18 protein-coding genes and 2 rRNA genes (1 of these 20 only partly in view) are annotated in these 22,357 nt (G+C 68.7%); 14 read left to right on the forward strand and 6 right to left on the reverse strand.

Going from position 1 to position 22,357, the window contains the following annotated elements; all coding sequences use genetic code 11:
• Both HD557_RS27330 and rrf read left to right on the forward strand, forming a co-directional pair.
• Positions 1-1,761: ribosomal RNA gene (locus HD557_RS27330) — 23S ribosomal RNA — on the forward strand; it begins 1,331 nt to the left of the window's first position.
• Between the two features lie 118 nt (positions 1,762-1,879).
• A 5S ribosomal RNA gene (gene rrf / locus HD557_RS27335) occupies positions 1,880-1,996 on the forward strand.
• Positions 1,997-2,316: 320 nt separating this feature from the next.
• Here rrf and HD557_RS27340 read toward each other — a convergent pair.
• Positions 2,317-3,609 (reverse strand): MFS transporter, encoded by a 1,293-nt coding sequence (locus HD557_RS27340; RefSeq protein WP_196876170.1) that lies wholly within the window; start codon positions 3,607-3,609, stop codon positions 2,317-2,319.
• Positions 3,610-3,714: 105 nt separating this feature from the next.
• On the opposite strand from HD557_RS27340, the gene HD557_RS27345 reads away from it, so the two are divergent.
• Positions 3,715-4,515: a siderophore-interacting protein gene (locus HD557_RS27345; protein ID WP_196876171.1), complete on the forward strand. Its 801-nt coding sequence runs from the start codon at positions 3,715-3,717 to the stop codon at positions 4,513-4,515.
• A gap of 22 nt (positions 4,516-4,537) precedes the next feature.
• Here the strand turns inward: HD557_RS27345 and HD557_RS27350 are convergent, their stop codons facing one another.
• From HD557_RS27350 to HD557_RS27360, 3 genes are read right to left on the reverse strand one after another with little or no spacing between them, the layout of a single operon-like run.
• The gene (locus HD557_RS27350) at positions 4,538-5,803 is read right to left on the reverse strand and encodes an Nramp family divalent metal transporter (protein WP_008355292.1); all 1,266 of its coding nucleotides are present in this window, start codon (positions 5,801-5,803) and stop codon (positions 4,538-4,540) included.
• 21 nt (positions 5,804-5,824) lie between these two features.
• Complete coding sequence (locus HD557_RS27355) at positions 5,825-7,054, reverse strand: RNA polymerase sigma factor (protein WP_008355290.1); 1,230 nt, start codon at positions 7,052-7,054, stop codon at positions 5,825-5,827.
• A gap of 35 nt (positions 7,055-7,089) precedes the next feature.
• Entirely contained in the window at positions 7,090-7,515 is a 426-nt protein-coding gene (locus HD557_RS27360; protein ID WP_008355288.1) for a YciI family protein, read from the reverse strand.
• Between the two features lie 132 nt (positions 7,516-7,647).
• On the opposite strand from HD557_RS27360, the gene HD557_RS27365 reads away from it, so the two are divergent.
• Entirely contained in the window at positions 7,648-8,532 is an 885-nt protein-coding gene (locus HD557_RS27365; protein WP_008355286.1) for an LLM class flavin-dependent oxidoreductase, read from the forward strand.
• Here HD557_RS27365 and HD557_RS27370 read toward each other — a convergent pair.
• Positions 8,501-9,346 (reverse strand): nicotianamine synthase family protein, encoded by an 846-nt coding sequence (locus tag HD557_RS27370; RefSeq protein ID WP_196876172.1) that lies wholly within the window; start codon positions 9,344-9,346, stop codon positions 8,501-8,503. The genes HD557_RS27365 and HD557_RS27370 overlap by 32 nt on opposite strands.
• A gap of 165 nt (positions 9,347-9,511) precedes the next feature.
• Here HD557_RS27370 and HD557_RS27375 point away from each other — a divergent pair, with 165 nt between their 5' ends.
• Complete coding sequence (locus tag HD557_RS27375) at positions 9,512-9,889, forward strand: YciI family protein (protein ID WP_008355282.1); 378 nt, start codon at positions 9,512-9,514, stop codon at positions 9,887-9,889.
• Between the two features lies 1 nt (position 9,890).
• The gene (locus HD557_RS27380) at positions 9,891-11,123 is read left to right on the forward strand and encodes an RNA polymerase sigma factor (protein WP_196876173.1); all 1,233 of its coding nucleotides are present in this window, start codon (positions 9,891-9,893) and stop codon (positions 11,121-11,123) included.
• A gap of 30 nt (positions 11,124-11,153) precedes the next feature.
• On the opposite strand, the gene HD557_RS27385 is transcribed toward HD557_RS27380, so the two are convergent.
• Positions 11,154-11,732, reverse strand: coding sequence for a TMEM165/GDT1 family protein (locus tag HD557_RS27385; protein WP_196876174.1), 579 nt, complete (start codon positions 11,730-11,732; stop codon positions 11,154-11,156).
• Positions 11,733-12,026: 294 nt separating this feature from the next.
• Here HD557_RS27385 and HD557_RS27390 point away from each other — a divergent pair, with 294 nt between their 5' ends.
• The 8 genes from HD557_RS27390 (at position 12,027) to HD557_RS27425 (ending at position 22,334) form a co-directional block, all read left to right on the forward strand.
• Entirely contained in the window at positions 12,027-12,362 is a 336-nt protein-coding gene (locus HD557_RS27390; RefSeq protein WP_008355277.1) for an ArsR/SmtB family transcription factor, read from the forward strand.
• The gene (locus HD557_RS27395; RefSeq protein ID WP_196876175.1) at positions 12,362-13,270 is read left to right on the forward strand and encodes a cation diffusion facilitator family transporter; all 909 of its coding nucleotides are present in this window, start codon (positions 12,362-12,364) and stop codon (positions 13,268-13,270) included. Before HD557_RS27390 ends, HD557_RS27395 begins: the two co-directional genes overlap by 1 nt.
• Positions 13,267-13,965 (forward strand): cation transporter, encoded by a 699-nt coding sequence (locus tag HD557_RS27400; RefSeq protein WP_307785724.1) that lies wholly within the window; start codon positions 13,267-13,269, stop codon positions 13,963-13,965. Before HD557_RS27395 ends, HD557_RS27400 begins: the two co-directional genes overlap by 4 nt.
• An 81-nt stretch (positions 13,966-14,046) precedes the next feature.
• Positions 14,047-14,838, forward strand: a complete 792-nt coding sequence (locus tag HD557_RS27405; protein ID WP_196876177.1) for an HAD family hydrolase — start codon at positions 14,047-14,049, stop codon at positions 14,836-14,838.
• 470 nt (positions 14,839-15,308) lie between these two features.
• On the forward strand, positions 15,309-16,163 hold the full coding sequence (locus tag HD557_RS27410) for an urea amidolyase associated protein UAAP1 (protein ID WP_196876178.1): 855 nt from the start codon (positions 15,309-15,311) through the stop codon (positions 16,161-16,163).
• A 53-nt stretch (positions 16,164-16,216) separates the two neighbouring features.
• Complete coding sequence (locus HD557_RS27415; protein ID WP_040754621.1) at positions 16,217-16,951, forward strand: urea amidolyase associated protein UAAP2; 735 nt, start codon at positions 16,217-16,219, stop codon at positions 16,949-16,951.
• Positions 16,948-20,640 (forward strand): urea carboxylase, encoded by a 3,693-nt coding sequence (gene uca / locus HD557_RS27420; protein ID WP_196876179.1) that lies wholly within the window; start codon positions 16,948-16,950, stop codon positions 20,638-20,640. The genes HD557_RS27415 and uca overlap by 4 nt, the downstream gene beginning before the upstream one ends.
• Positions 20,637-22,334 carry an allophanate hydrolase gene (locus HD557_RS27425; RefSeq protein WP_196876180.1) on the forward strand — a complete coding sequence of 566 codons (1,698 nt, stop codon included), beginning with the start codon at positions 20,637-20,639 and terminating at the stop codon, positions 22,332-22,334. The genes uca and HD557_RS27425 overlap by 4 nt, the downstream gene beginning before the upstream one ends.
• Positions 22,335-22,357 lie beyond the last annotated feature (23 nt).

The following is a 22,357-nucleotide window of genomic DNA, read 5'->3' on the forward strand; positions in this document are numbered from 1 at the left end:
GGTGGACGGTACGCGAGTGAGAATGCAGGCATGAGTAGCGAATGATGTGTGAGAAACACATCCGCCGATTGATCAAGGGTTCCAGGGTCAAGCTAATCTGCCCTGGGTAAGTCGGGACCTAAGGCGAGGCCGACAGGCGTAGTCGATGGACAACGGGTTGATATTCCCGTACCGGCGAAATGACGCCCATGATGAGGCGCATGATGCTAACCATCTGAAGCGCACGTGACCGATCCCTTCGGGGTGAGGCGTGTGTGTGGAACATGGGACCCGAGTGTGTAGTAGTCAAGTGATGGGGTGACGCAGGAAGGTAGTCGAACCGGCGCGATGGTTGTCGCCGGCCAAGCATGTAGGACTGAGTCTAGGCAAATCCGGGCTCTGTATGTCTGAGATGTGATGGGGAGCCGTTTGGTGAAGTCGATGATCCTATGCTGTCGAGAAAAACCTCTAGCGAGTCATGAGCCGCCCGTACCCCAAACCGACTCAGGTGATCAGGTAGAGAATACCGAGGCGATCGAGCGAACCATGGTTAAGGAACTCGGCAAAATGCCCCCGTAACTTCGGGAGAAGGGGGGCCCGGATCGTGAACCCACTAGCTGGGGGAAGCGTGAAGGGCCGCAGAGACCAGGCCCAAGCGACTGTTTACTAAAAACACAGGTCCGTGCGAAGTTGTAAGACGATGTATACGGACTGACTCCTGCCCGGTGCTGGAAGGTTAAGAGGACGGGTTAGCACTTGTGCGAAGCTCAGAATTTAAGCCCCAGTAAACGGCGGTGGTAACTATAACCATCCTAAGGTAGCGAAATTCCTTGTCGGGTAAGTTCCGACCTGCACGAATGGAGTAACGACTTGGGCGCTGTCTCAACCGTGGACTCGGCGAAATTGCACTACGAGTAAAGATGCTCGTTACGCGCGGCAGGACGGAAAGACCCCGGGACCTTTACTATAGTTTGGTATTGGTGTTTGGTTCGGCTTGTGTAGGATAGGTGGGAGACTGTGAAGCGCACACGCCAGTGTGTGTGGAGTCATCGTTGAAATACCACTCTGGTCGTACTAGATGTCTAACTTCGGACCATGATCTGGTTCAGGGACAGTGCCTGATGGGTAGTTTAACTGGGGCGGTTGCCTCCTAAAATGTAACGGAGGCGCTCAAAGGTTCCCTCAGCCTGGTTGGCAATCAGGTGGCGAGTGTAAGTGCACAAGGGAGCTTGACTGTGAGACAGACATGTCGAGCAGGGACGAAAGTCGGAACTAGTGATCTGGCCACGGCATGTGGAAGCGTGGTCACTCAACGGATAAAAGGTACCCCGGGGATAACAGGCTGATCTTCCCCAAGAGTCCATATCGACGGGATGGTTTGGCACCTCGATGTCGGCTCGTCGCATCCTGGGGCTGGAGTAGGTCCCAAGGGTTGGGCTGTTCGCCCATTAAAGCGGCACGCGAGCTGGGTTTAGAACGTCGTGAGACAGTTCGGTCCCTATCCGCCGCGCGCGTAGGAAACTTGAGAAAGGCTGTCCCTAGTACGAGAGGACCGGGATGGACGAACCTCTGGTGTGCCAGTTGTACCGCCAGGTGCATGGCTGGTTGGCTACGTTCGGAAGTGATAACCGCTGAACGCATCTAAGCGGGAAGCACGTTTCAAGATGAGGTTTCCCACCCTTTATGGGTTAAGGCCCCCTACAGACTATGGGGTTGATAGGCCGGAGGTGTACAGCAGTGATGCCCAGCCGACCGGTACTAATAGGCCGAGGGCTTATCTTTCATAAACCCTCAACAAAAACAACAAACGAAGACCGTCAAGTCTCGCGTCCACAACCAACTGTTGTAACACAGGTTTGGTCACCTCCCTTGAAGTATGGGGAGTAGTGATCTCAAGAGTTACGGCGGCCATAGCGAAGGGGAAATACCCGGTCCCATCCCGAACCCGGAAGTCAAGCCCTTCAGCGCCGATGGTACTGCAACCGAGAGGCTGTGGGAGAGTAGGACGCCGCCGGACATAACTTTGCGCAGGGCCACCTCTTCGGAGGTGGCCCTGCTGCCATTTGTGCCCTTTTCTGATGCCTGTATCGAGCTTGTCGAGATGCTGATGGTGGTCTCTTCGCGCCACGCCAGGTTGACGTGGCCTGCGTCACGGGGTCCAATGTCATAGTTGCAGTCCGTACGTTTCAACATCTCGAACTAGGAGTTCCCATGGTCAAGAAGCTGCTCATCGCTGCCGTTGTTGCCGCGGGTCTCGGTGTGGCCATCAAGCTGGTCACCAGCCGCTGACCCAGAGCTTCCGCAGTTGCCCGGTGCCCTCGAGGTGCCGGGCAACTGTCATTTGGTGCCCTGTGATGCGTCCTCGTCCGGCGTGCTCGGGGCAGAGGCGGCCGGCTCCTCCTTCGGGAGGTCGACCTCGGCGAGAGAACGGCGGGCACCGGGGATCGCGAGGATCCCGGCCACCACCAGGAAGAGGAGGAGACCGGCGAGCACGAGCAGGGACTCGACCGAGAACTGGTCCGCGAGCGGACCGAAGACGACCATGGACAGCGGCATGGCGACCGACATGACGATCCCGAGGATGCCGAAGACACGTCCCTGCATCTCGGGTGCCACGCGCTCCTGCAGGATGGTGATCGCTGGCGTGCTGAGCGCGGAGAAGAACACTCCGATGAGCAGCCCGAAGACGAAGAACACCCACATGTTGGTGGAGACGCCGAGTCCGACGACCAGCAGCCCGATGAGGACGACGGATCCAACCATCAGGCGCATGCGGTGGACGATCTTGGGTCCGAGGGCGGCCATCGCGGCGCCGCCGGCGAGCATGCCGAAACCCCAGAACAGCTCGTTGGTGGTGAGCTTCCAGACCTCGTCGCCGAAGGTACGGGTGACCATCAGCGGGGTGAGATAGGACGGTGCACCGACCATCAGCATGACCAGCGTGAAGAGGATGAGGATCCAACGTACGTGCGCGTGGGTGGAGACGTACTTCAGACCGGCGCGCAGGTCGCCGAAGTAGGAGACCTTGCCCTGGTCGGGGCGTACGAGACGGGCGACCGGGACAAGGGCGAGCAGCCCGACGCCGATCAGGGCCGTGATCGCGTCGATGAAGAAGACGGCGACGATGTCCATGTTGGCGTAGATGACCGCAGCGAGTGCCGGAGCCAGGAGCGTCATCGCGGACTGGATGGTCTGGAAGGCCCCGTTGATGCGGAGCAGCTGAGACTCCGGTGCGATCTGCGGGATCATCGCGGTGACCGCGGGCATCTGGATGCCGGCGAAGACCGAGCGGATGGCCAGGGCGAGATAGATGATCCAGAGGTCGTCGATCCCGCTCGCCATCAATCCGGCCAGGATCAGGGTCGCGACCGCGATCGTGGTGTCGGATCCCATGATGAGGAACTTGCGGTGATGTCGGTCGGCCCAGACGCCGCCGAAGATCGACATGAACGCCTGCGGGAGCATCCCGAACACAAGGCTGAGCATCAGCACGGACCCGGAGCGGGTCTCGATGGTGAGGTGCCACATCACCGCGTACATCACCAGCATCGACCCGAGCAGGGAGACCGTCTGGCCGGCGAGGAAGGTCGCTACGTTGCGCCTCCAGCCGGAAAGCTCGTCGGCGGGCATGCCGCCCAGCCTTTACCCGGACCCAGCAGGCGTCAACCGACTTTGGTCTCGCCGCCTTTGCGGTACTAGGTAAGGTAAGCCTAACTTCACGAAAGAGGAGTGGGCATGGGATTCGACGAAGGTCGGAAGCTGAAGGGTCTGTACGCCGCCGAGGTGCTGCACAACAAGCAGGTCACCCCGCACATGGTGCGGCTCACCCTGGTCGGCGACGACCTGCGGCGCTTCCCGCAGCGTGGCTTCGACCAGTGGTTCCGGCTGTTCCTGCCGCGGCCGGGTGGTGAGGCCACCAACTTCGACGTGGTGCCCGAGAAGCTCGGGACGATCGACTACCTCAAGTACATCAGGCATGGTGACCGGCCGCCGCTACGCAACTACACCGTGCGCGAGCACCGGCCCGAGCTCGGTGAGATGGACGTCGACTTCGTCGTCCACGGCGACATCGGGATCGCCGGCCCGTGGGCGCGTACGGCACAGCCCGGCGAGCAGGTCGTGCTCATGGACCAGGGCACCGGCTTCGACTTCGCCTCGGACGCCTCGTTCCACCTGCTCGTCGGCGACGAGTCGGCTCTCCCTGCGATCCTGGGGATCCTCCGGGACATGCCCCGCGACGCTCGAGGGCTGGCGGTCATCGAGATCCCGGACATGGCCGACGTCCAGGACGTCTCCGGGCCGGACGGGGTCGACGTGCGGTGGCTGCCGCGCGGCGATTCCGCCGATCGCCCCGGGACGCTGGCGATCGCCGAGGTGCAGGCGTTCATGCCCGAGGAGCCGGCCACGCTCTCCGCCTATCTCGTCGGCGAGCGGACGATCCCCGCCGAAGGACGCCGTCACCTGGTGTCCCTCGGCGTCCCGAAGTCGCGGATCACGTTCGTCGGCTACTGGCGGATCGGCAAGGCTCAAGCGTAACCGTCCAGGAGCCGACTCGGCATCAGCCGAGGAGGTCGGTGATGGAGGTGCGTACCTGGTCGAAGGCGAGCCAGGCGAAGAGGAGGGCGCAGATGATGAGGCCGATGTTGGAGACCCACTTGTTGCGCCACTCCGCCGGGGTATGGCCGGTGTTGAGCAGCCAGAGCAGAGTGATCGCCAGGAACGGCATGAAGAACGCGCCCAGGACTCCGTAGATGAGGATGAGCCAGGCGGGCTCGTCGGCCAGCAGGAGCCAGATCATCGGCGGGAAGGTGAGCCAGAGGATGTAGGCGCGGTACCAGAGGCCGCCGCTCTTGGCCTCGGCCTCGTCCGCCTTGCCGCGGATGGTGCCCATGAAGTCGGCGAACATCAGGCTGACGCCGTTCCAGACGCCGACGAGGGACGACATCGCCGCAGCCCAGAAGCCGATCAGGAAGAGCTTGCCGAACCAGGTGCCGTAGCGGTCGGCGAGGACCTTGGACAGGTCGAGCATGCCCTGGTCGCCGGTGCCGATCGCGATCTGGGCCGAGTAGAGCAGCTCGGCACCCACGATGAGGGTGGCGACCACGAAGATGCCGGTGACGACGTACGCGGTGGTGTTGTCGATCCGCATGACGCGCATGAACTTCGGGGTGTGCCAGCCCTTCTCGCGCAGCCAGTAGCCGTAGGCGGCGAGGGTGATCGTGCCGCCGACGCCGCCGGCGACCGAGAGGATGTTGACCAGGGAGCCCTCGGGGATGGTCGGGACGAGGCCGGTGAGGAGCTCGGGAAGGTTGGGCAGCGTGACGAGAGCGGCGCCGACCATGGTCACGAACATGATCCCCACCAGGCCGGCCAGAAACTTCTCGAAGAGGCCGTAGCGGCCGGTCCACACGATCGCGATGCCGATCAGGCCGGAGAGGATGCCCCAGAACTTCACCGAGGCGAACGAGAACAGCGCGGCCAGGGAGAGGCCGGTGCCGGCCATCGCGGCGGCGCCGTAGATGAAGCCCCAGATGACGATGTAGGGGCCGAAGTAGATCGTCGTCCAGATGCCCAGACGCCGCCAGCCCTGGAAGATCGTCTCGCCGGTGGCCAGGCTGTAGCGCCCCGCGCCCTCGACGAGCACGACCTTCAGCACGCAGCCGACGACGACCGCCCAGAGCAGGGCGTAGCCGTACTTGCTGCCGGCGATCAGGGTGGCGACCAGGTCAGCGGCGCCGACACCGGTCGCGGCCACGACGAGGCCAGGACCCAGGATCCGCCAGCGTGGGGTTTCAGACGTCTCTGTCCTCGCTGCTTGTGACATGAGCGACAGGTATACCCCGTTTTAGGGAAGATCAGCGACTTTTTGCCGGAGGACGGCACGCTCGCGCTCGTTGGTGCACATCGCTGCCGCCCGCTCCAGCTCCTCGCGGGCCTCGACGGTTCGGCCGAGCCGGCGCAGCAGCTCGCCGCGTACGGTCGGCAGGAGATGGGTGTGGTCGAGCCGCTTGTCCTCGGCGATCCGGTCGACGATCTGCAGCGCTCGCATCGGCCCGTGGGCCATCGCCACCGCCACGGCGCGGTTGAGGTCGACGATCGGGTTGGGCGCGATGCGGCCCAGCGCCTCGTAGAGGACGATGATCCGCTCCCAGTCGGTGGTCTCCACCGAGTCGGCGGCGGCGTGGGTGGCCGCGATCGCGGCCTGCAGGCCATAGGGGCCGAGGCCTCGTGGGGTCGCCTGCTCCAATGCCGCCCGGCCGCGGCGGATGGCGCCCTGGTCCCAGCGGGTGCGGTCCTGCTCCTCGAGAAGGACCGGGTGACCGGCGGCATCGGTGCGCGCCGGGAAGCGGGAGGCGGTCAGCTCCATGAGCGCGAGCAGCCCGTACGCCTCCGGCTCGTCGGGCAGCACGCCGATCAGCACGCGGGTCAGCCTGCGTGCCTCACGGGCGAGGTCGGTGCGGATCAGATCCTCGCCGGAGGTGGCGGTGGAGCCCTCGGTGAAGATCAGGTAGAGGACGTTGAGCACCCCGGCGAGCCGCTCCCGACGCTCGTCGGGCGACGGGACCTCGAAGGGCACCTTCGCGGCCGCGATCGTCTTCTTGGCGCGGGTGATCCGGGCCTGGATCGTCGGCACCGGCACCAGGAAGGCCCGGGCGATCTCCTCGCTGCTGAGACCGCCGACGACCCGGAGGGTGAGGGCCACCCGGGCCTCCTTGGACAGCACCGGGTGGCAGGAGACGAACATCAGCGCGAGGACGTCGTCGTCGATCCGCTCGACGTCCAGGTCGTCGGCGTACGCCTCGTCCTGGTCGTGGGCGATGGCCTCGTACTTCTCCCGCTGGACGCCGGCGCGGCGGATCGTGTCGATCGCCCGCCGCTTGGCGGTGGTCATCAGCCAGCCGACCGGGTTGGCGGGCTGGCCGTCGCGTGGCCAGGAGGCCAGCGCCTCGGCGAGCGCCTCCTGCGCCGCGTCCTCGGCGAGGGCGAAGTCGCCGGTGTAGCGCGCGAGCGCGCCGACGATGCGGGCGGACTCGATTCGCCAGATCGCCTCGACGGCGCGCGTCGCGTCACTCATCGGTGTCTCCTGCTTGCTCGTCGGTCCGCAGCCGATCAGAGCTGCCCGTTCTTGGTGCGCCATTCGAGCTCCTGCTGGATCCACGGGTTGTCCTGCGGAAACTCGTCGATCGTGGGCACCCGGCGGATCTCGACGGCCGAGCCGGGGAAGTAGCCGATGCGCTTGGCCCACTCGATGGCCTCCTCCTTCGAGGCGACAGAGATCAGGTAGAAGCCTCCGAAGAGCTCCTTGGTCTCGCCGTAGGGGCCGTCGGTGACCACCGGCTGGTCGGCGTCGGCGTAGGTGACGACGGTGTGCTCCTCGGGGTCCAGGCCCTCCATGGCGAGCAGCACGCCGGCCTTGATGAGCTCGTCGTTGATCCGGCCCATCTTCTCGAGCATCTCCTCGAAGGGGATCTCGGACATCGCGGCGTTCATCTTGTCCTCGTCGACGGTGCGCCAGATCAGCATGTACTTCGGCATCTCGGTATCTCCTGTGTCGGTCGGACCGTCTTGCCGGCCCGTTCACCCCTTGGTCGAACGAGGTCTACGCGGGATCGACAGCCTTGCCAAGAATATTTCTGAAGAGATTTCGGAGGCGGGTACGTTGGGGACGTGAAGATCTCGCTGTGGCCCAACCTCGTCTTCCCCACCGCTGACATCCTCGCCGAGGCGCAGGCGGCCGACCAGGCCGGTTGGTACGGCGTCTGGGTCGCCGACCACTACATGCCCAACACCGGCACCGAGGAGGTCGACGACGGGCCGATGCACGAGGTCTGGGGGATCCTGCCGGCGCTGGCCGCGACCACCCAGAACGTACGCATCGGGCCCCTCGTCTCGCCGACGACCATCCACCACCCGGCGCTGCTCGCGAACCGCTCCGCGACCATCGACCACATCGCCGGCGGCCGCTTCGTGCTCGGCATGGGGGCCGGGTGGCAGATCAACGAGCACAAGGCCTACGGCATCGACCTGCCGGGCGCGAAGGTGCTCGTCGACCGGTTCGAGGAGGCCATCGAGATCACCCGGTCGCTGCTCGACAAGCCGCGTACGACGTTCGAGGGGACCCACTTCCAGCTCACCGACGCGCCGTGCGAGCCGAAGCCGGTGGCCTCGCCGCTGCCGATCCTGGTCGGCGCCAAGGGCCCGCGGATGCTGCGGGTCGTCGCCCGTCACGCCGACGAGTGGAACACCTGGGGCACGCCCGAGAGCGCCGGTGCGGTCCGGGCCAAGCTCCTGGAAGCCTGCGAGCAGGTGGGGCGTGACCCGTCCACGATCAGGACGACCGCGAACCTCATGCTCGATCTCGACGGCGCGAACCCGGGCTTCGCCAGGACCCAGACCGGCTCGGCCGGTGAGCTGCAGGACTTCGTCGGGCAGTACGTCGAGGCCGGCTTCGACGAGTTCATCCTGCCGACGTGGAACCTCGGGAAGACCGGTGCCGAGCGGATCGAGCGCGCCGCCCAGCTCAAGGCCGAGGTGCTCGACCCGGCTCTCTAGGCCGGGCCAGGATGGCGCTGTTGATCACGTCGGTCCCGGGGGCGTCGACCTCGGGGTTGGCCTCGGCCACCACGGTCAGACCGGCCAGCGCCGCGGGGCCGACCCGCGGATAGAGCAGCGTACGCAGCCCCCGGGCGCTCCGCGCCAGGACGAGCCCGCCCGGGGCGAGGTGGGTGACCGCCTTGCCGAGCACGTCGGCCTTCGCGGCGTCGTCGGATCCGACCAGCCCGGCGAGGAGCACCACGTCGACGGGTCGCGGTGGGGTGGCGGCCGCGGCCTCGGCGTGCTCGAACGTCACCCCGGCGGCGCCCAGGCGCCCGAAGGCGGCGGAGGAGAGCCGGATGGCCTCCGGATCGTGGTCGACGCAGTGCACCGCGATGCCGTGCTCGGCCAGGCAGAGCGCGGTCAGGGGCAGTGGCCCCGAGCCGAGGAGCAGGACGTGCCGCGGGTCGGTGCCCTGGCGGCGTACGGCCTGCAGCTCCATCTCCACGAGGAGCCGGTAGTTCTCGCGGTAGGGAAAGCGGGAGAAGGTCTCCGCGGGGTCGGCCGCGCGCGAAATCCGGTCGGCCCAGACCCGCTCGAGCGCGTGCTCGCCGGCGGAGGCCACCGACCGGAAGGCCGCGGGAGAACGCGACGGCGGCAGCGCCGCCAGCACGGAGTCGGCGGCCGACTCGGGCACGCTCAGCACCGCGGTCACCAGCCGGTTGAAGAGGGCGTTGACGACGATGCCGGGCGCCAGCGACTGCTGGGCGAGCAGGTCGTCGAGGGTGGAGACCAGGCGTTCGTCGACTGCTTCGAACGCTCCCGGATTCACAAGCGGTCACCATTCCACATCCGCGACGGCCGCTGCACAGGGTTCCGCCGAGGAGACCCACTCCGCGGCACGGAAGTTTCTGGGACGATGTAGAACCACGCCGGCCGGCTACGACGTATCCCCCGTAAGCACGCCTTCGGAAGGCGCCTACGAAAGGGAAGAGCAATGAAGTACGTCATCCTCATCCACTCCAACCCGCAGCCCTGGGGCCACCCGACCGGGGATTTCATCCCCGAGCTCCAGTCCTTGCCGCAGGAGGCCAGGGAGAAGCTCAACGCGGCCTTCGAGGGGATCATGGAGGAGCTCGCGGCCAACGGGGAGCTCCTCGGCGGGCAGCCGCTCGCGGACCCGGCCTCGGCCAGGCTCTACCGCTGGGACGCCGGAGAGCCGGTCGTCACCGACGGCCCCTACTCCGAGGCCAAGGAGCATCTGGCCGGCTTCTTCCTGATCGACGTCGAGTCCCAGGAGAGAGCCGAAGAGGTCGTACGCAGCTTCAGTGGCCCCGGTGAGACGGTCGAGCTACGCCCGGTGGCAACCTACTGACATGACGGTGACGGGAGTCGAGGACGTGTGGCGGCAGGAGTCCGCCCATGTCCTCGGCGCCCTGCTGCGGGTCCATCCCGATCTGTCCGACTGCGAGGATGCCGCCCAGGAGGCGCTGATCGCGGCCAGCCAGCGATGGTCCTGCGACGGTCTGCCGGCCGATCCCCGGGCCTGGCTCATCCGGGTGGCTCACCGGCGGCTGATCGACCAGCTGCGAGCGGACTCGGCGCGCACCCGGCGCGAGCTCGCCGACGGGATGGCGCGGCGGCTCGACGACCCGGACCCGGTGGCTCCCGAGATCGGCTCGGCCTACGACGACTCGCTGCGGCTGATGATGATGTGCGCGCATCCCGCGCTGCGCCGCCCCTCCCAGGTCGCGATCACGCTGCGGTGCGTGGGCGGCCTGACGACGGCGGAGATCGCGGCTGCGTACCTGGTTCCGGAGGCGACCATGGGGCAGCGGCTCAGCCGGGCACGGGCGACGCTGAAGAACGAGGAGTTCTGCTCGCCGGCGCCCGACGAGCTGCCCGAGCGGATCGCGTGCGTGCTCGACGTCTGCCACCTGATCTTCAACGAGGGCCACACCCGCACCAGCGGCCCGGACCTGCAGGGCATCGAGCTCACCGAGGAGGCGATCCGGCTGACCCGGATGGTGCGCGGCATCCTGCCGGAGCACGACGAGGCCACCGGTCTGCTCGCCCTCATGCTGCTGACCCAGGCGCGCTCGTGCGGGCGCGTCGACCACCTCGGTGACCTGATCCCGCTCAAGGACCAGGACCGCTCGCAGTGGGACCGCGAGCTGATCCGCGAAGGCGTCGCGCTGCTGGAGGAGGTGCTCCCCGAGGGACCGGTGGGCCGCTACCAGCTGCAGGCGGCGATCGCCGCGGTCCACGCCGAGGCGGAGTCGTACGAGGCCACCGACTGGCTCCAGATCAACCTGCTCTACGGGATGCTGGCCCAGGTCGCACCCTCGCCGGCGGTCACGCTCAACCGGGCCGTCGCGGTGGCGATGAGCCTCGGCCCGGAGCACGGCATCGAGATCGTACGCGACCTGCTGGAGCACCCCGCGATGCAGCGGCACCACCGGGCCCATGCCGTGCTGGCGCACCTGCTCGAGCAGTCCGGCGACCTCGCGACCGCCCGCGAGCACTATGTGCTGGCGGCGCGCCTGACCCAGAGCGTGCCGGAGCAGCGCTACCTGAACCGCCGGGTCGAGGCGCTCGACCAGTCGTGACGTCCTGTCGCCAGGGATCAGAGCTGAGGATCAGAGCTGGACGATGCCGTCCAGGACGAGGATGATCCCGAAGATCGCGAAGAGTGCGGCGGCGCCGTACTTGATCACCTTCTCGGGAAGGTTGCGGCCCAGCAGTGCGCCGACGCCGATGGCGAGAGCGTCGGCCGCGACCATCCCGACGGTGGAGCCGATCCAGGTGCCGAGCCAGCCCTCCTGGGTCGCCAGGGTGATCGTCGCGAGCATCGTCTTGTCGCCGAGCTCGGCCAGGAAGAACGCGATGCCGACGGCGATGATCGCCATGCCCCGGCTGTTGCGGGCCTTCTTGGCCTCGTCCTCGGTGAGCTCGTCGCCGCGCAGGGTCCACGCCGCGAAGACCAGGAAGGCGAGGCCGGCCACGATGGTGATGTAGTGCTGGTGCTCGGCGAAGGCGTCCCCGATGAGCGCGCCGATCGCGACCGAGGCCAGGTGGACGATCGCGGTGGCGGCGGTGATCCCGAGGATCACGTCTCGAGCGCGGTAGCGGGTGGCGAACGTCATCGCCATGAGCTGGCTCTTGTCGCCGAGCTCGGCGACGAAGATGACCGCGGTCGACAGCAGGAAGGCGTACACAGGGGTTCCTCTCCGGCGCCGGCCGGAGGAATCCCATGAGGGTGCAGCGTCCTTCGACCAGCACCGTCGTGTTGATACGGGTGCTTGGTCGAAGGTCTCGTCCGCCACCTTCGTGGCCGATCGCGCCGGGCGCTGAGGCCAGTGTGTCGACGCGACTGTTGAGGACTACTCCCCTTCGTGGTCCCGAGTCTAGGCCACGGGCCGAGGGCGGTCCCAGTCGCGTGGGGCGTGGGCTGCGTCACCCTAGGTCAGTACATGATTGGCTGAATTCAGGAAACGATGTACGGTCAGCCCATGGTGATGACGACGACGGCCTCCCTGGACGCGCTCGCGCGCTTCGGCCACGCGCTCTCCGACGCCACCCGTGCCCGGATCCTGATGCGACTGCGCGAGGGACCTGCGTACCCGGCCGACCTGGCGGACTCGCTCGGCGCGACCCGGCAGGCCGTCTCGAACCACCTGGCCTGCCTGCGTGGCTGCGGTCTGGTGGTGGCCGTCCCCGAGGGGCGGCGTACGCGCTACGAGCTGGTCGACCAGCGCGTGGCCCACGCTCTGGCGGATCTCCACGGACTGGTCCTGGTCACCGACAAGGCCGCCTGTGCCGACGCCGATGAGCTGGGGTGCTGCTGATGGGGCACGGACACGGTCACGGCGCCGCCGGCCACGCCGGCGGAAGGTATCGGTCGCGGCTCGCAGTCACGTTCGCCCTCGTCGCGGGCTTCCTGGTCGTCGAGCTGGTCGCCGGCGCGTGGTCGGGCTCGCTCGCGCTGGTCTCCGACGCCGGCCACATGGGCGCCGACGCCGTCGCGCTCGGAGCGGCGCTGCTGGCGACCAGGATGGCGGCGCGGCCGGACACCACCGGCCGGCGCACCTACGGCTCCTATCGTGCCGAGGTCTTCGCCTCGGGGCTGACGGTGCTGATCATGCTCGGGGCCGCGGCGTACGTCGTCGTGGAGGCCGTCGGGCGGATCGGCGCCGAGACCGAGGTGCAGACCGGCGCGATGCTCGTGGTCGGTGCGCTCGGTCTGGTGGTCAACGTCGTCTCGATGCTGTTGCTGCGCGCCGGCGCCGCCGAGTCGCTCAACGTCAAGGGCGCCTACTTCGAGGTGGTCGCCGATGCCGCGGGCAGCGTCGGCGTGATCGTGGCCGGTGTGATCGTCGCGCTCACCGGCCAGGCGTGGTGGGACACCGGTGTCGCGGTGGCGATCGGGCTCTTCGTGGCGGTCCGGGCCGTCGTGCTGGGACGCGAGGTCCTGGCCGTGCTCGGGCAGGAGATCCCCGACGGTCTGGTGGTGGATGCCGTCGTCGCCGACCTGGAGGCGATCCCGGGGGTCGAGGACGCCCACGATCTGCACGTCTGGACCCTCACCTCGGGGATGAACGTCGCCACCGCGCACCTCACGCTCGCCGAGGATGCCGACTCGCAGGACGTCCTCGCCCGGGCCCAGCGGATGCTCGCGACCGAGCACCGGATCGAGCACGCGACGCTGCAGACCGAGACCGCTCCGACGCCGCAGTGCCTCGAGGTGACGTGGTGAGTGCGGCCCGCTCCGCGGAGGTGGTCCTCGCCCGACCGGCCGCCGAGCGGAGAAGGGCCGTGCTCGTACGCCGGGTGCGGCTGCTGGTGGCCTTCACCATCGCGTACAACGTGGTCGAGGCGATCGTCGCGCTCGTCGCCGGTGTGGGGGCGAGCTCGGCCGCGCTGGTCGGATTCGGTCTCGACTCGGTGATCGAGGTCACTTCCGCGGTCGCCGTCGCCTGGCAGTTCGGGGGCGGCAACCACGAGAGCCGCGAGCGGACCGCGTTGCGCGTGATCGCCTGCTCGTTCTTCGCGCTCGCCGCCTTCGTGAGCTTCGACGCCGTCACCGCGTTCGCCACCCGCCAGGCGGCGGAGCACTCGAGTGTCGGAATCGGCATGGCCGTGCTGAGCCTGCTGGTCATGCCGCTGGCCTCATGGGTGCAGCGGCGTACGGGCACCGAGCTCGGTTCACGCTCGGCCGTCGCCGACTCCAAGCAGACCCTTCTGTGCACCTACATGTCGGCCGCGCTCCTGCTCGGTCTGGTGCTGAACAGCCTCCTTGGCTGGTGGTGGGCCGACTCCCTCGCCGCGCTGACGATCGCCGCCGTCGCCGTCCGGGAGGGCGTGAACGCCTGGCGAGGCGAGGTCTGCTGTTCCCCGGTAGAGGCGTTCATCGACGACGGCCGGCCCGACGACGGTTGTGACTGCTGCTGACCGGAACCCGCTGATCGACGTAACCTTTACGGATTCGTCGAACTTCCTCAGCAAAGATTCGATCCTGGTTACGCTGAGGCCATGGATGAGGCCGAGGTGCGTGCGGTCCTCTTCGACCTGCAGGACACGCTCGTCCCGAGTGGTCATCCTGCCGAGCACGACGCGGTGTCCAGGGCGATGGGCGCGGACCTCGGCGTCGACCCCGTCGCGTTCGCGGCTGCGGTCACCGACACCTTCGACGAGCGCGTACGCGGCCTGATGGCCGACGTGCATCACACGGTGCGCTACCTGGCCAGACGGGTCGGCGGGTCGCCGACCGAGTCTCAGGTGGAGAGCGCGATCACGCGCCGGCTGAACTACGCGCTCTCGCTCCACGCCGCCACCTGGGCGCTGCCCGCACTGAAGTCGCTGCGCAAACGAGGGTTCAAGCTCGGTCTCGTCGCCGACTGCGGGGCGGAGACGGTCGCGATCTGGCCGCAGAGCCCGCTCGCCGACCACCTGGACGCGGTCTCGTTCTCCTGTCAGACGGGCGTACGCAAGCCCGACTCGGGCGCCTACCTCGTCGCCGCGGCGGCGCTGGAGGTGCGGACCAGCGAGTGCGTCTACGTCGGTGACGGTGCCGACCGCGAGCTGAGCGGCGCCGAGGCGGTCGGGATGCGGTCGGTGCGATTCCGGGCCAGGGGGCACGACGAGATCGAGGAGGAGGAGGGCGTCGCGTTCGACCTCGATCCCGAGTGGAGCGGGCCGACTATCAGCGACCTGTCCGAGCTCGTCGGAATGGTCGGGGTCCCGATGCCGCGCGACGGGTCCGAATCGCGGACGTTCGTCTCCGGAAATGTGGTGCCGTGGGGGTCGAAGCGATCATCCCGCTGATCTCCGGATGAAGGCCGGTCGGCGTCCGTCCGGCATCTCATGGTGCCCGTCCTGCGTGGGTCAGGGTCCCACTCCGACGGGTCGATGTCAGCCGAATCCGGGATCCTCCGACGTTTCGGTCCGTTCCTCGGCACGGTTCCGGATCGCCATCGGATCGGTGTCCGATATCACACCGGACATGTTACCTATCTTTTGACAGGTTCTGCGTGCGGTGGGCGAGCATCGGCCGCGGCGAGAACGCTCCATCAGGCGGCACCGCACGCGTGAATTCGGCAGGAAATGGTCCTTGCCCCCTAGCGAGTTCACGCCGAAAACGGTAAGAATCGATCGACCGACAGGGAAGAATTTCGCCGTCTCCGACCCCACATTTCGGACTCAGGTTTCCAACAGTCATGGTTTGCCCCCGACGCCCTTGACCTACATGCTTACCTGTCAGTCGACAGGTTCAACATGCTTCAAGGAGGACGCGGGTGGCGCTAGCTGCAGACCACAGCACGGACACGGTGCTGAACGCACGGGCAGATGCTCGCGCGCAAGGGGGGCAGGTCAGCGACTGGATGCCGTACCTACCGGCCTCGTCGAGCCCGTTCTGCCCGGACGACGTCGACCCGGAGAGCCTCACCTGGGCCGAGACGGTCGCGCCCGGCAGCTACACCCACAAGGTGCTCGCCCGAGGCACCCGGTTCCGGCTCGAGGACCCGACCGGCGAGGCCTGTGCCCACACGCTCGTCTACAACGCCCTCGAGCCGACCGAGCGACTCAACGTCGCCGACACCCAGAAGATCCCGTGGCAGGCCTACCTCGGTGCCGGCCACCCGCTGCTCTCCGGTGACGGCCGGGTGCTCGCCACGATCCTCACCGACACCTCGGGACGCCACGACGCGTTCTGCGGGACGAGCACCGCCGCCTGGAACGCGCTGCGCTACGGCACCGCGCTGCCCGAGGGGCCTGCTCCGGCGGGCCGTGACCTCTTCGTGAAGGCGGCTGCCAAGCACGGACTCGGGCCGGCCGACGTACCTCCCTCGGTCTCGTTCTTCCAGGGAGTGCGCGTCGCCTCGGACGGCGCCTTCGACTGGGTCGGCTCGTCAGGCGCCGGGACCTCGGTCGAGCTCGTGGCCGAGCTGCCCCTGATCGTGCTGATCGCCAACGTCCCGCATCCGCGGGACCCACGTCCGGAGTACATCGTCGGGCCGCTGCGCGTGCACGCCTGGCGTACGCCGGAGACCACCCCGACCACCCCGGCGGACGAGCGTTTCGACGCCTCTCCCGAGGTGCGGCGGGCGTACCTGAACACACTCGACTATGCGGAGGCTCGGGGCCTGTGACTACCACGATCGACAACCCGGTGATGAGGCCTGTGACGACTCTTCCTGTTCCTGTGGCCACCTACCTGACGCCCGACGGCCAGCTGGTCTCCAGCGTGCCGGTCGGTGCGTCGTACGCAGACGGCAGCCCACTGGAGTGGGGTGACCCGCTGGTGCCGGGTGCCGTCGTGCTGGACGAGCAGGTCGCTCCGCGGGCGTCGTGGTCGGGTGTCGTACGTGCCGGGCAGGTGCTGACGATCGTCGATGTCGGGGGCAACCAGTCGGGTGACTGCCTGCTCTACAACGCGCACGACACCGACGAGCGCTACAGCGCGCCGGACACGCTCGCCTGGCAGGACAACGCCTACATCCGCACCGGGACGGTGCTGCGCAGCAACCACGGTCGTGCCCTGATGACCGTCGTCGGCAACGAGATCGACCGACAGGACACCATCGGTGGCGCGTGCTCGCGGGAGTCCAACACGCTGCGCTACGGGCACCACGTGATGTATCACCACGGCTGCCGGGAGAACTTCCTGACCGAGGGGGCCAAGCACGGCCTCGGCATGCGCGACATCGTCTCCAACATCAACTGGTTCATGAACGTGCCCGTGGAGGAGGACGGCGCCCTCGGCATCGTCGACGGCATGTCGGCGCCCGGCAAGCGGGTCGCGCTGCGTGCCGAGATCGACACGCTCGTGCTCATCTCCAACTGCCCGCAGATGAACAACCCCTGCAACGACTTCAACCCGACGCCGCTGCGGATGATCGTCTCCGAGCCGGACGTGGACTACGAGGCCGACGCATGACGTTTGGCCCAGATACCGGACTGTCCGTCGACACCGTCCTGGTCGCCAACCGAGGGGAGATCGCCCGCCGGGTGATGCGCTCCGCGCGCGAGCTCGGGATGCGTACGGTTGCGGTCTTCTCCGAGGCCGACCGGGCGGCACCACACGTGCGGGAGGCCGACGAGGCCGTCTGTCTGGGCTCCGCGCCCGCACGGGACTCCTATCTCCGAGGCGATCTGATCATCGCAGCAGCCCTGCGCACCGGCGCGGGGCTGCTCCATCCCGGCTACGGCTTCCTGTCCGAGAGCGCTGCCTTCGCCCGCGAGGTGGAGGCAGCGGGCCTTCGGTTCGTCGGCCCGACGCCCGAGCAGATCAGCGCCTTCGGCGAGAAGCACTCGGCCCGCCGGCTCGCCGAGAACGCCGGCGTGCCGATGCTGGCCGGAACGGGGCTGCTGTCCGGTCCGGACGAGGCGGCCGAGGAGGCGGCCCGGATCGGGCTGCCCGTGATGGTCAAGGCCACCGGCGGCGGTGGCGGTATCGGGATGACCGCGTGCAGCTCGGAGGAGGACGTCCGGGTCGCCTTCGAGCGCGTCGCGCGGCTGGCCCAGACCAGCTTCGGGACCGCCGGGGTGTTCCTGGAACGCCTGGTGCGGCCGGCCCGGCACGTCGAGGTGCAGATCTTCGGCGACGGGGAGGGACAGGTCGCCGTGCTCGGCGACCGCGACTGCTCGCTGCAGCGCCGCAACCAGAAGGTGATCGAGGAGGCGCCCGCGCCTGCTCTTCCCGAGCACGTGCGTACCGTCCTGCACGACTCCGCGCGCCAGCTCGCCAAGTCGGTCTCCTACCGCTCGGCCGGCACCGTGGAGTTCGTCTACGACCCGGGCCGCGAGCAGATCTCCTTCCTGGAGATGAACACCCGCCTCCAGGTCGAGCACGCCGTCACCGAGCAGGTGATGGGCATCGACATCGTCGCGCTCATGCTGCGGCTGGCCCGCGACGGGGTCAGCGCCCTGCCCGACGAGCTGTTCCGCAAGTGCCCTCCACCCCAGGCGTACGCCGTCGAAGCACGTGTCTACGCCGAGGACCCGGCCAAGGACTCGATGCCGTCCTCCGGCTTGGTCACCCGGACGATCCTGCCGGAGCCGTCCGACACGGTCAGGGTGGACTCCTGGATCGAGACCGGGCTCGAGGTCTCGCCCCACTACGACCCGCTGCTCGCCAAGGTGATCGCCACCGGGGCGACCCGCGACGAGGCGCTGGACACGCTGGGCTCCGCGCTCGCGCAGACCCGGATCGACGGGATCGTCACCAACGTCTCCGCGTTGCGCGCGATGACGACCTACCCCGAGCTCCGCTCGGCCACGCACTCGACCTCGACCCTCCCGGAACGTGCCAAGGACGGCAGCGGGGGTGACCCGGACCCGCGCATCGACGTCCTCGACCCGGGTGTGCTCACCACCGTCCAGGACCTTCCCGGGCGGGTGGGCTACTGGCAGGTCGGCGTACCTCCGTCGGGTCCGTTCGACCCGGTCTCCTTCGCCGAGGCCAACCTGGCGGTCGGCAACCACCGGGGCGCGCCGGGCCTCGAGGTCACGGTGCCGCTGGCAACGGGCCGGACGACGGCCGGGGGGCCGACGCTGGTCTTCTCCGATCCCGCCGTCGTCTGTGTGACCGGTGCCCCCATGCCGGTCAGCGTCGACGGCGTCCCTGCCCCGCAGTGGGAGCCGATCGAGCTCCCCGCGGGGGCGACGTTGAAGCTGGGCCGCACCGACGGGCCGGGGCTGCGGGCCTACATCGCGGTCCGAGGTGGCCTGGACGTGCCCGACTATCTGGGCAGCGCCTCGACGTTCACGCTCGGCGGGTTCGGCGGCCACGCCGGGCGTACGCTGCAGCGCGGTGACGTGCTCCGCCCCGGCACCGCGGTCGACCCGCAGGCGCAGCCGGCGGCGACGCCGGTGTCGCGGCGGCCGGCCCTGACCAACAGCTGGGAGATCGGTGTCACCGAGGGCCCGCACGGGGCCCCGGAGTTCTTCACGCGCGCCGACCTGGACCAGCTCTACTCGGCGAGCTACCGGGTGCATCACAACTCGGCCCGCACCGGCGTACGCCTGATCGGGCCGAAGCCGACCTGGGCCCGTGCCGACGGTGGCGAGGCCGGGCTGCACCCCTCGAACATCCACGACACGCCCTACACGGTGGGTTCGCTCGACTTCACCGGCGACACCCCGATCATCCTCGGCCCCGACGGGCCGTCGCTGGGCGGCTTCGTCTGCCCGGCGGTCGTCGCCAGCGGGGAGCTGTGGAAGATCGGGCAACTGCGTCCGGGGGACGCAGTTCGGTTTGTGCCGGTGCGCGAGGGCAAGGCTGCCGGGCTGATCAACCACCGTGCTTCCCTGTCGGTGGTCGGCGGCGCGGGCGGCGACGGCGACGACGGCGTCCTGGGCCGCCTGCCCCGGACACCGGCGAGGCCCGAGGTCACCTATCGGCGCAGCGGTGACAACTCCGTGCTGGTCGAGTACGGGCCGATGACGCTCGACCTGGGTCTCCGGATGCGGGTGCACGCGCTGCAGTCGGCGCTGGCGGAGCACGCGCCGCCGGGCATCATCGACGTCACGCCCGGGATCCGGTCGCTGCAGGTGCACACCGACTCCTCGGTCCTGCGTGCCGGCCAGGTCGCGGGACTCCTGCGCGAGCTGGAGGAGGACCTGCCTGCCAGCTCCGAGCTGACCGTGCCCTCACGGCGGGTGCGGCTGCCGCTGTCCTGGGACGACCCGGCGACCCGGGAGGCGATCGAGCGCTACACCGCCGGCGTACGCGACGACGCGCCGTGGGCGCCGTGGAACATCGAGTTCATCCGCCGGATCAACGGGCTCTCCTCGGTCGAGGACGTCCACCGGACCGTCTTCGACGCCTCGTACCTGGTCCTCGGGCTGGGGGACGTCTATCTCGGGGCGCCGGTCGCGACCCCGCTGGACCCGCGCCACCGGCTGGTGACGACGAAGTACAACCCGGCGCGCACCTGGACGGCGGAGAACTCCGTCGGCATCGGCGGCGCCTACATGTGCATCTACGGGATGGAGGGGCCGGGCGGCTATCAGCTGGTCGGCCGGACGACTCAGGTGTTCAACCGTTTTCGGCGCTCCACCTCGGCCGGCGGGCTCTTCCACGACGACCCGTGGGCGCTGCGGTTCTTCGACCGGATCGAGTGGTACCCGGTCTCCGCCGACGAGCTCCTCGAGCTGCGGGCGGAGGTCGACGCCGGGCGCGGCGAGTTCGAGACCGAGGAGGGCACCTTCTCGATCAAGGACTACGACCGCTTCCTGACCGCCAACGCGGACTCGATCGCAGCCTTCCGTGACCAGCAGTCCGCGGCCTTCGACGAGGAGCGCGAGCGTTGGAAGGTGGCGGGAGAGTTCGACATCTGCGACCGCCTCGACGCCCGGGGCGACCCGTCGGAGGTCGAGGTGCCGGCGGGGTGCGTGCCGGTGACCGCACCGTTCACCTCGACCGTCTGGAAGGTCGTCGCGAGCCGCGGGTCGCGGCTGGCGCAGGACGATCCGCTGATGGTCGTCGAGGCGATGAAGATGGAGGCGAGCGTCCCGGTCCCGGTCGCCGGCGAGGTGGCCGAGATCTACGTGAAGCCGGGGGAGCAGATCGTCCCGGGGCAGGTCATCGCCGCCGTGCGACCTCTCGACGGGTCCGGATCTTGATCCACTCGCTTCCCGGCGGCGCGGTCGACCGCGCCGCCGACGCACTCGACCGGATCGAGGCGTCCGACCGGCCGGAGATCTGGATCTCGCTGCGTACGCGAGACGACCTGCTCGAGGAGGCCGCCGCGATCGACGCGAAGGTGGCCGGCGGGGAGATCCTTCCCCTCGCCGGCCGTCTGCTGGCGGTCAAGGACAACATCGACGTCCGGGGCCTGTCGACGACCGCCGGAGCGCCGTCGTACGCCTACTCACCGTCTGCCGATGCCACCGCTGTCGCCCGGCTGCGTGCGGCCGGTGCGCTGGTGGTGGGGAAGACGAACCTGGACCAGTTCGCGACCGGCCTGGTCGGCACCCGCAGCCCGTACGGCGCGGTCCGCAACGCCTGGGACCCGACCCGGATCTCGGGTGGGTCCTCGTCGGGCTCGGCGGTCGCGGTCGCCCTCGGCCTGGTCGACCTCGCGCTCGGGACCGACACCGCGGGCTCCGGACGGGTGCCGGCCGCGCTCAACGGCATCGTCGGGGTGAAGCCGTCGCGCGGGCTGGTGCCGGTCACCGGTGTCGTACCCGCCTGCTACACGCTCGACTGCGTCACCGTCTTCGCCCGGGATCTCGGGTCCGCGCGGGCGGCCGCGGAGCTGATGGCCGGGCCCGACCCGACCGACCCGTTGTCGCGTACGTTGCCGGCGGATGCCGGCCTGCCGCCGGTGCCGCGGGTGGCGGTGCCGACCGGCGAGCACCTCGACGGGCTCGCCCCGGGCTGGGCCGACGCCTTCCGGGCCGTGGTCGCGCGCCTGGCCACGGCCGGGATCGAGGTCATCGAGACCGACATCTCGCCGCTGCTCGAGGCCGCCACGCTGCTCTACGACGGCGCCTTCGTCGCCGAGAGGTACGCCGCGGTCGGCTCCCACCTCGAGGCCAACCGCGACCTCATCGGGACCGACCTCGACCCGACGGTCGCCGAGATCGTCCTGGCCGGGGCATCGGCCGGCGCGGCCGAGTGGGCGCGCGACGTCGCCCGGCTGGCGCGCCTCGGTGCCGCGGGACGCGAGGCTCTCACCGGCTGCTCGGCGCTGCTGACACCGACCACGACCGGGCATCCCACGCTGGCCGAGGTGGCCGCGGATCCCGTGGGCGCCAACGCGCGCCTGGGCCGCTACACGAACTTCGCGAACCTCCTCGACATGGCCTCGCTCGCGGTCCCGGCCGGCCAGGTCGGCGGGCTGCCCTTCGGGGTGATGCTGACCGGAGCGGCCGGGAGCGACCGCACCCTGGCCGCGCTGGGCCACACGCTCCTCAGCCCCGCCGTCGATCTCTTCGTCGTCGGTGCGCACCTGTCGGGGATGCCGCTCAACCACCAGCTGGTCGAAGCCGGTGCGACGCTGCTGCGCCGGGTGTCGACCTCGGCCGACTACCGGCTCTTCGCCCTGGAGACGGAGCCGCCGAAGCCCGGCCTGGTCCGCGTCGGTGGTCCCGCGACCGGGGTGCGGATCGAGGGCGAGCTCTGGCGCGTCCCGGCCGCGGGCTTCGGGACGTTCGTGGGTGGCGTACCTGCTCCGATGGCGATCGGAAAGGTGACGTTGGAGGACGGCTCCTCGGTTTCGGGATTTCTGGTGGAGCCGATCGCGGTCGAAAGCGCCGCTGATATCTCATCGCATGGTGGCTGGCGCCGTTACCGGTCTGAGCAGGGCCTTTAACGTTCGGCGTTGATATCGGTTAT

The organism is Nocardioides luteus (assembly GCF_015752315.1).
GTDB lineage: Bacteria > Actinomycetota > Actinomycetes > Propionibacteriales > Nocardioidaceae > Nocardioides.

Bases quoted from the DNA above. Each gene is read 5' to 3' on its own strand.
- HD557_RS27340 (WP_196876170.1), bottom strand. From the start codon at position 3,609: ATGCCCGCCGACGAGCTTTCCGGCTGGAGGCGCAACGTAGCGACCTTC.
- HD557_RS27345 (WP_196876171.1), top strand. From the start codon at position 3,715: ATGGGATTCGACGAAGGTCGGAAGCTGAAGGGTCTGTACGCCGCCGAG.
- HD557_RS27350 (WP_008355292.1), bottom strand. From the start codon at position 5,803: ATGTCACAAGCAGCGAGGACAGAGACGTCTGAAACCCCACGCTGGCGG.
- HD557_RS27355 (WP_008355290.1), bottom strand. From the start codon at position 7,054: ATGAGTGACGCGACGCGCGCCGTCGAGGCGATCTGGCGAATCGAGTCC.
- HD557_RS27360 (WP_008355288.1), bottom strand. From the start codon at position 7,515: ATGCCGAAGTACATGCTGATCTGGCGCACCGTCGACGAGGACAAGATG.
- HD557_RS27375 (WP_008355282.1), top strand. From the start codon at position 9,512: ATGAAGTACGTCATCCTCATCCACTCCAACCCGCAGCCCTGGGGCCAC.
- HD557_RS27380 (WP_196876173.1), top strand. From the start codon at position 9,891: ATGACGGTGACGGGAGTCGAGGACGTGTGGCGGCAGGAGTCCGCCCAT.
- HD557_RS27390 (WP_008355277.1), top strand. From the start codon at position 12,027: ATGGTGATGACGACGACGGCCTCCCTGGACGCGCTCGCGCGCTTCGGC.
- HD557_RS27395 (WP_196876175.1), top strand. From the start codon at position 12,362: ATGGGGCACGGACACGGTCACGGCGCCGCCGGCCACGCCGGCGGAAGG.
- HD557_RS27405 (WP_196876177.1), top strand. From the start codon at position 14,047: ATGGATGAGGCCGAGGTGCGTGCGGTCCTCTTCGACCTGCAGGACACG.
- uca (WP_196876179.1), top strand. From the start codon at position 16,948: ATGACGTTTGGCCCAGATACCGGACTGTCCGTCGACACCGTCCTGGTC.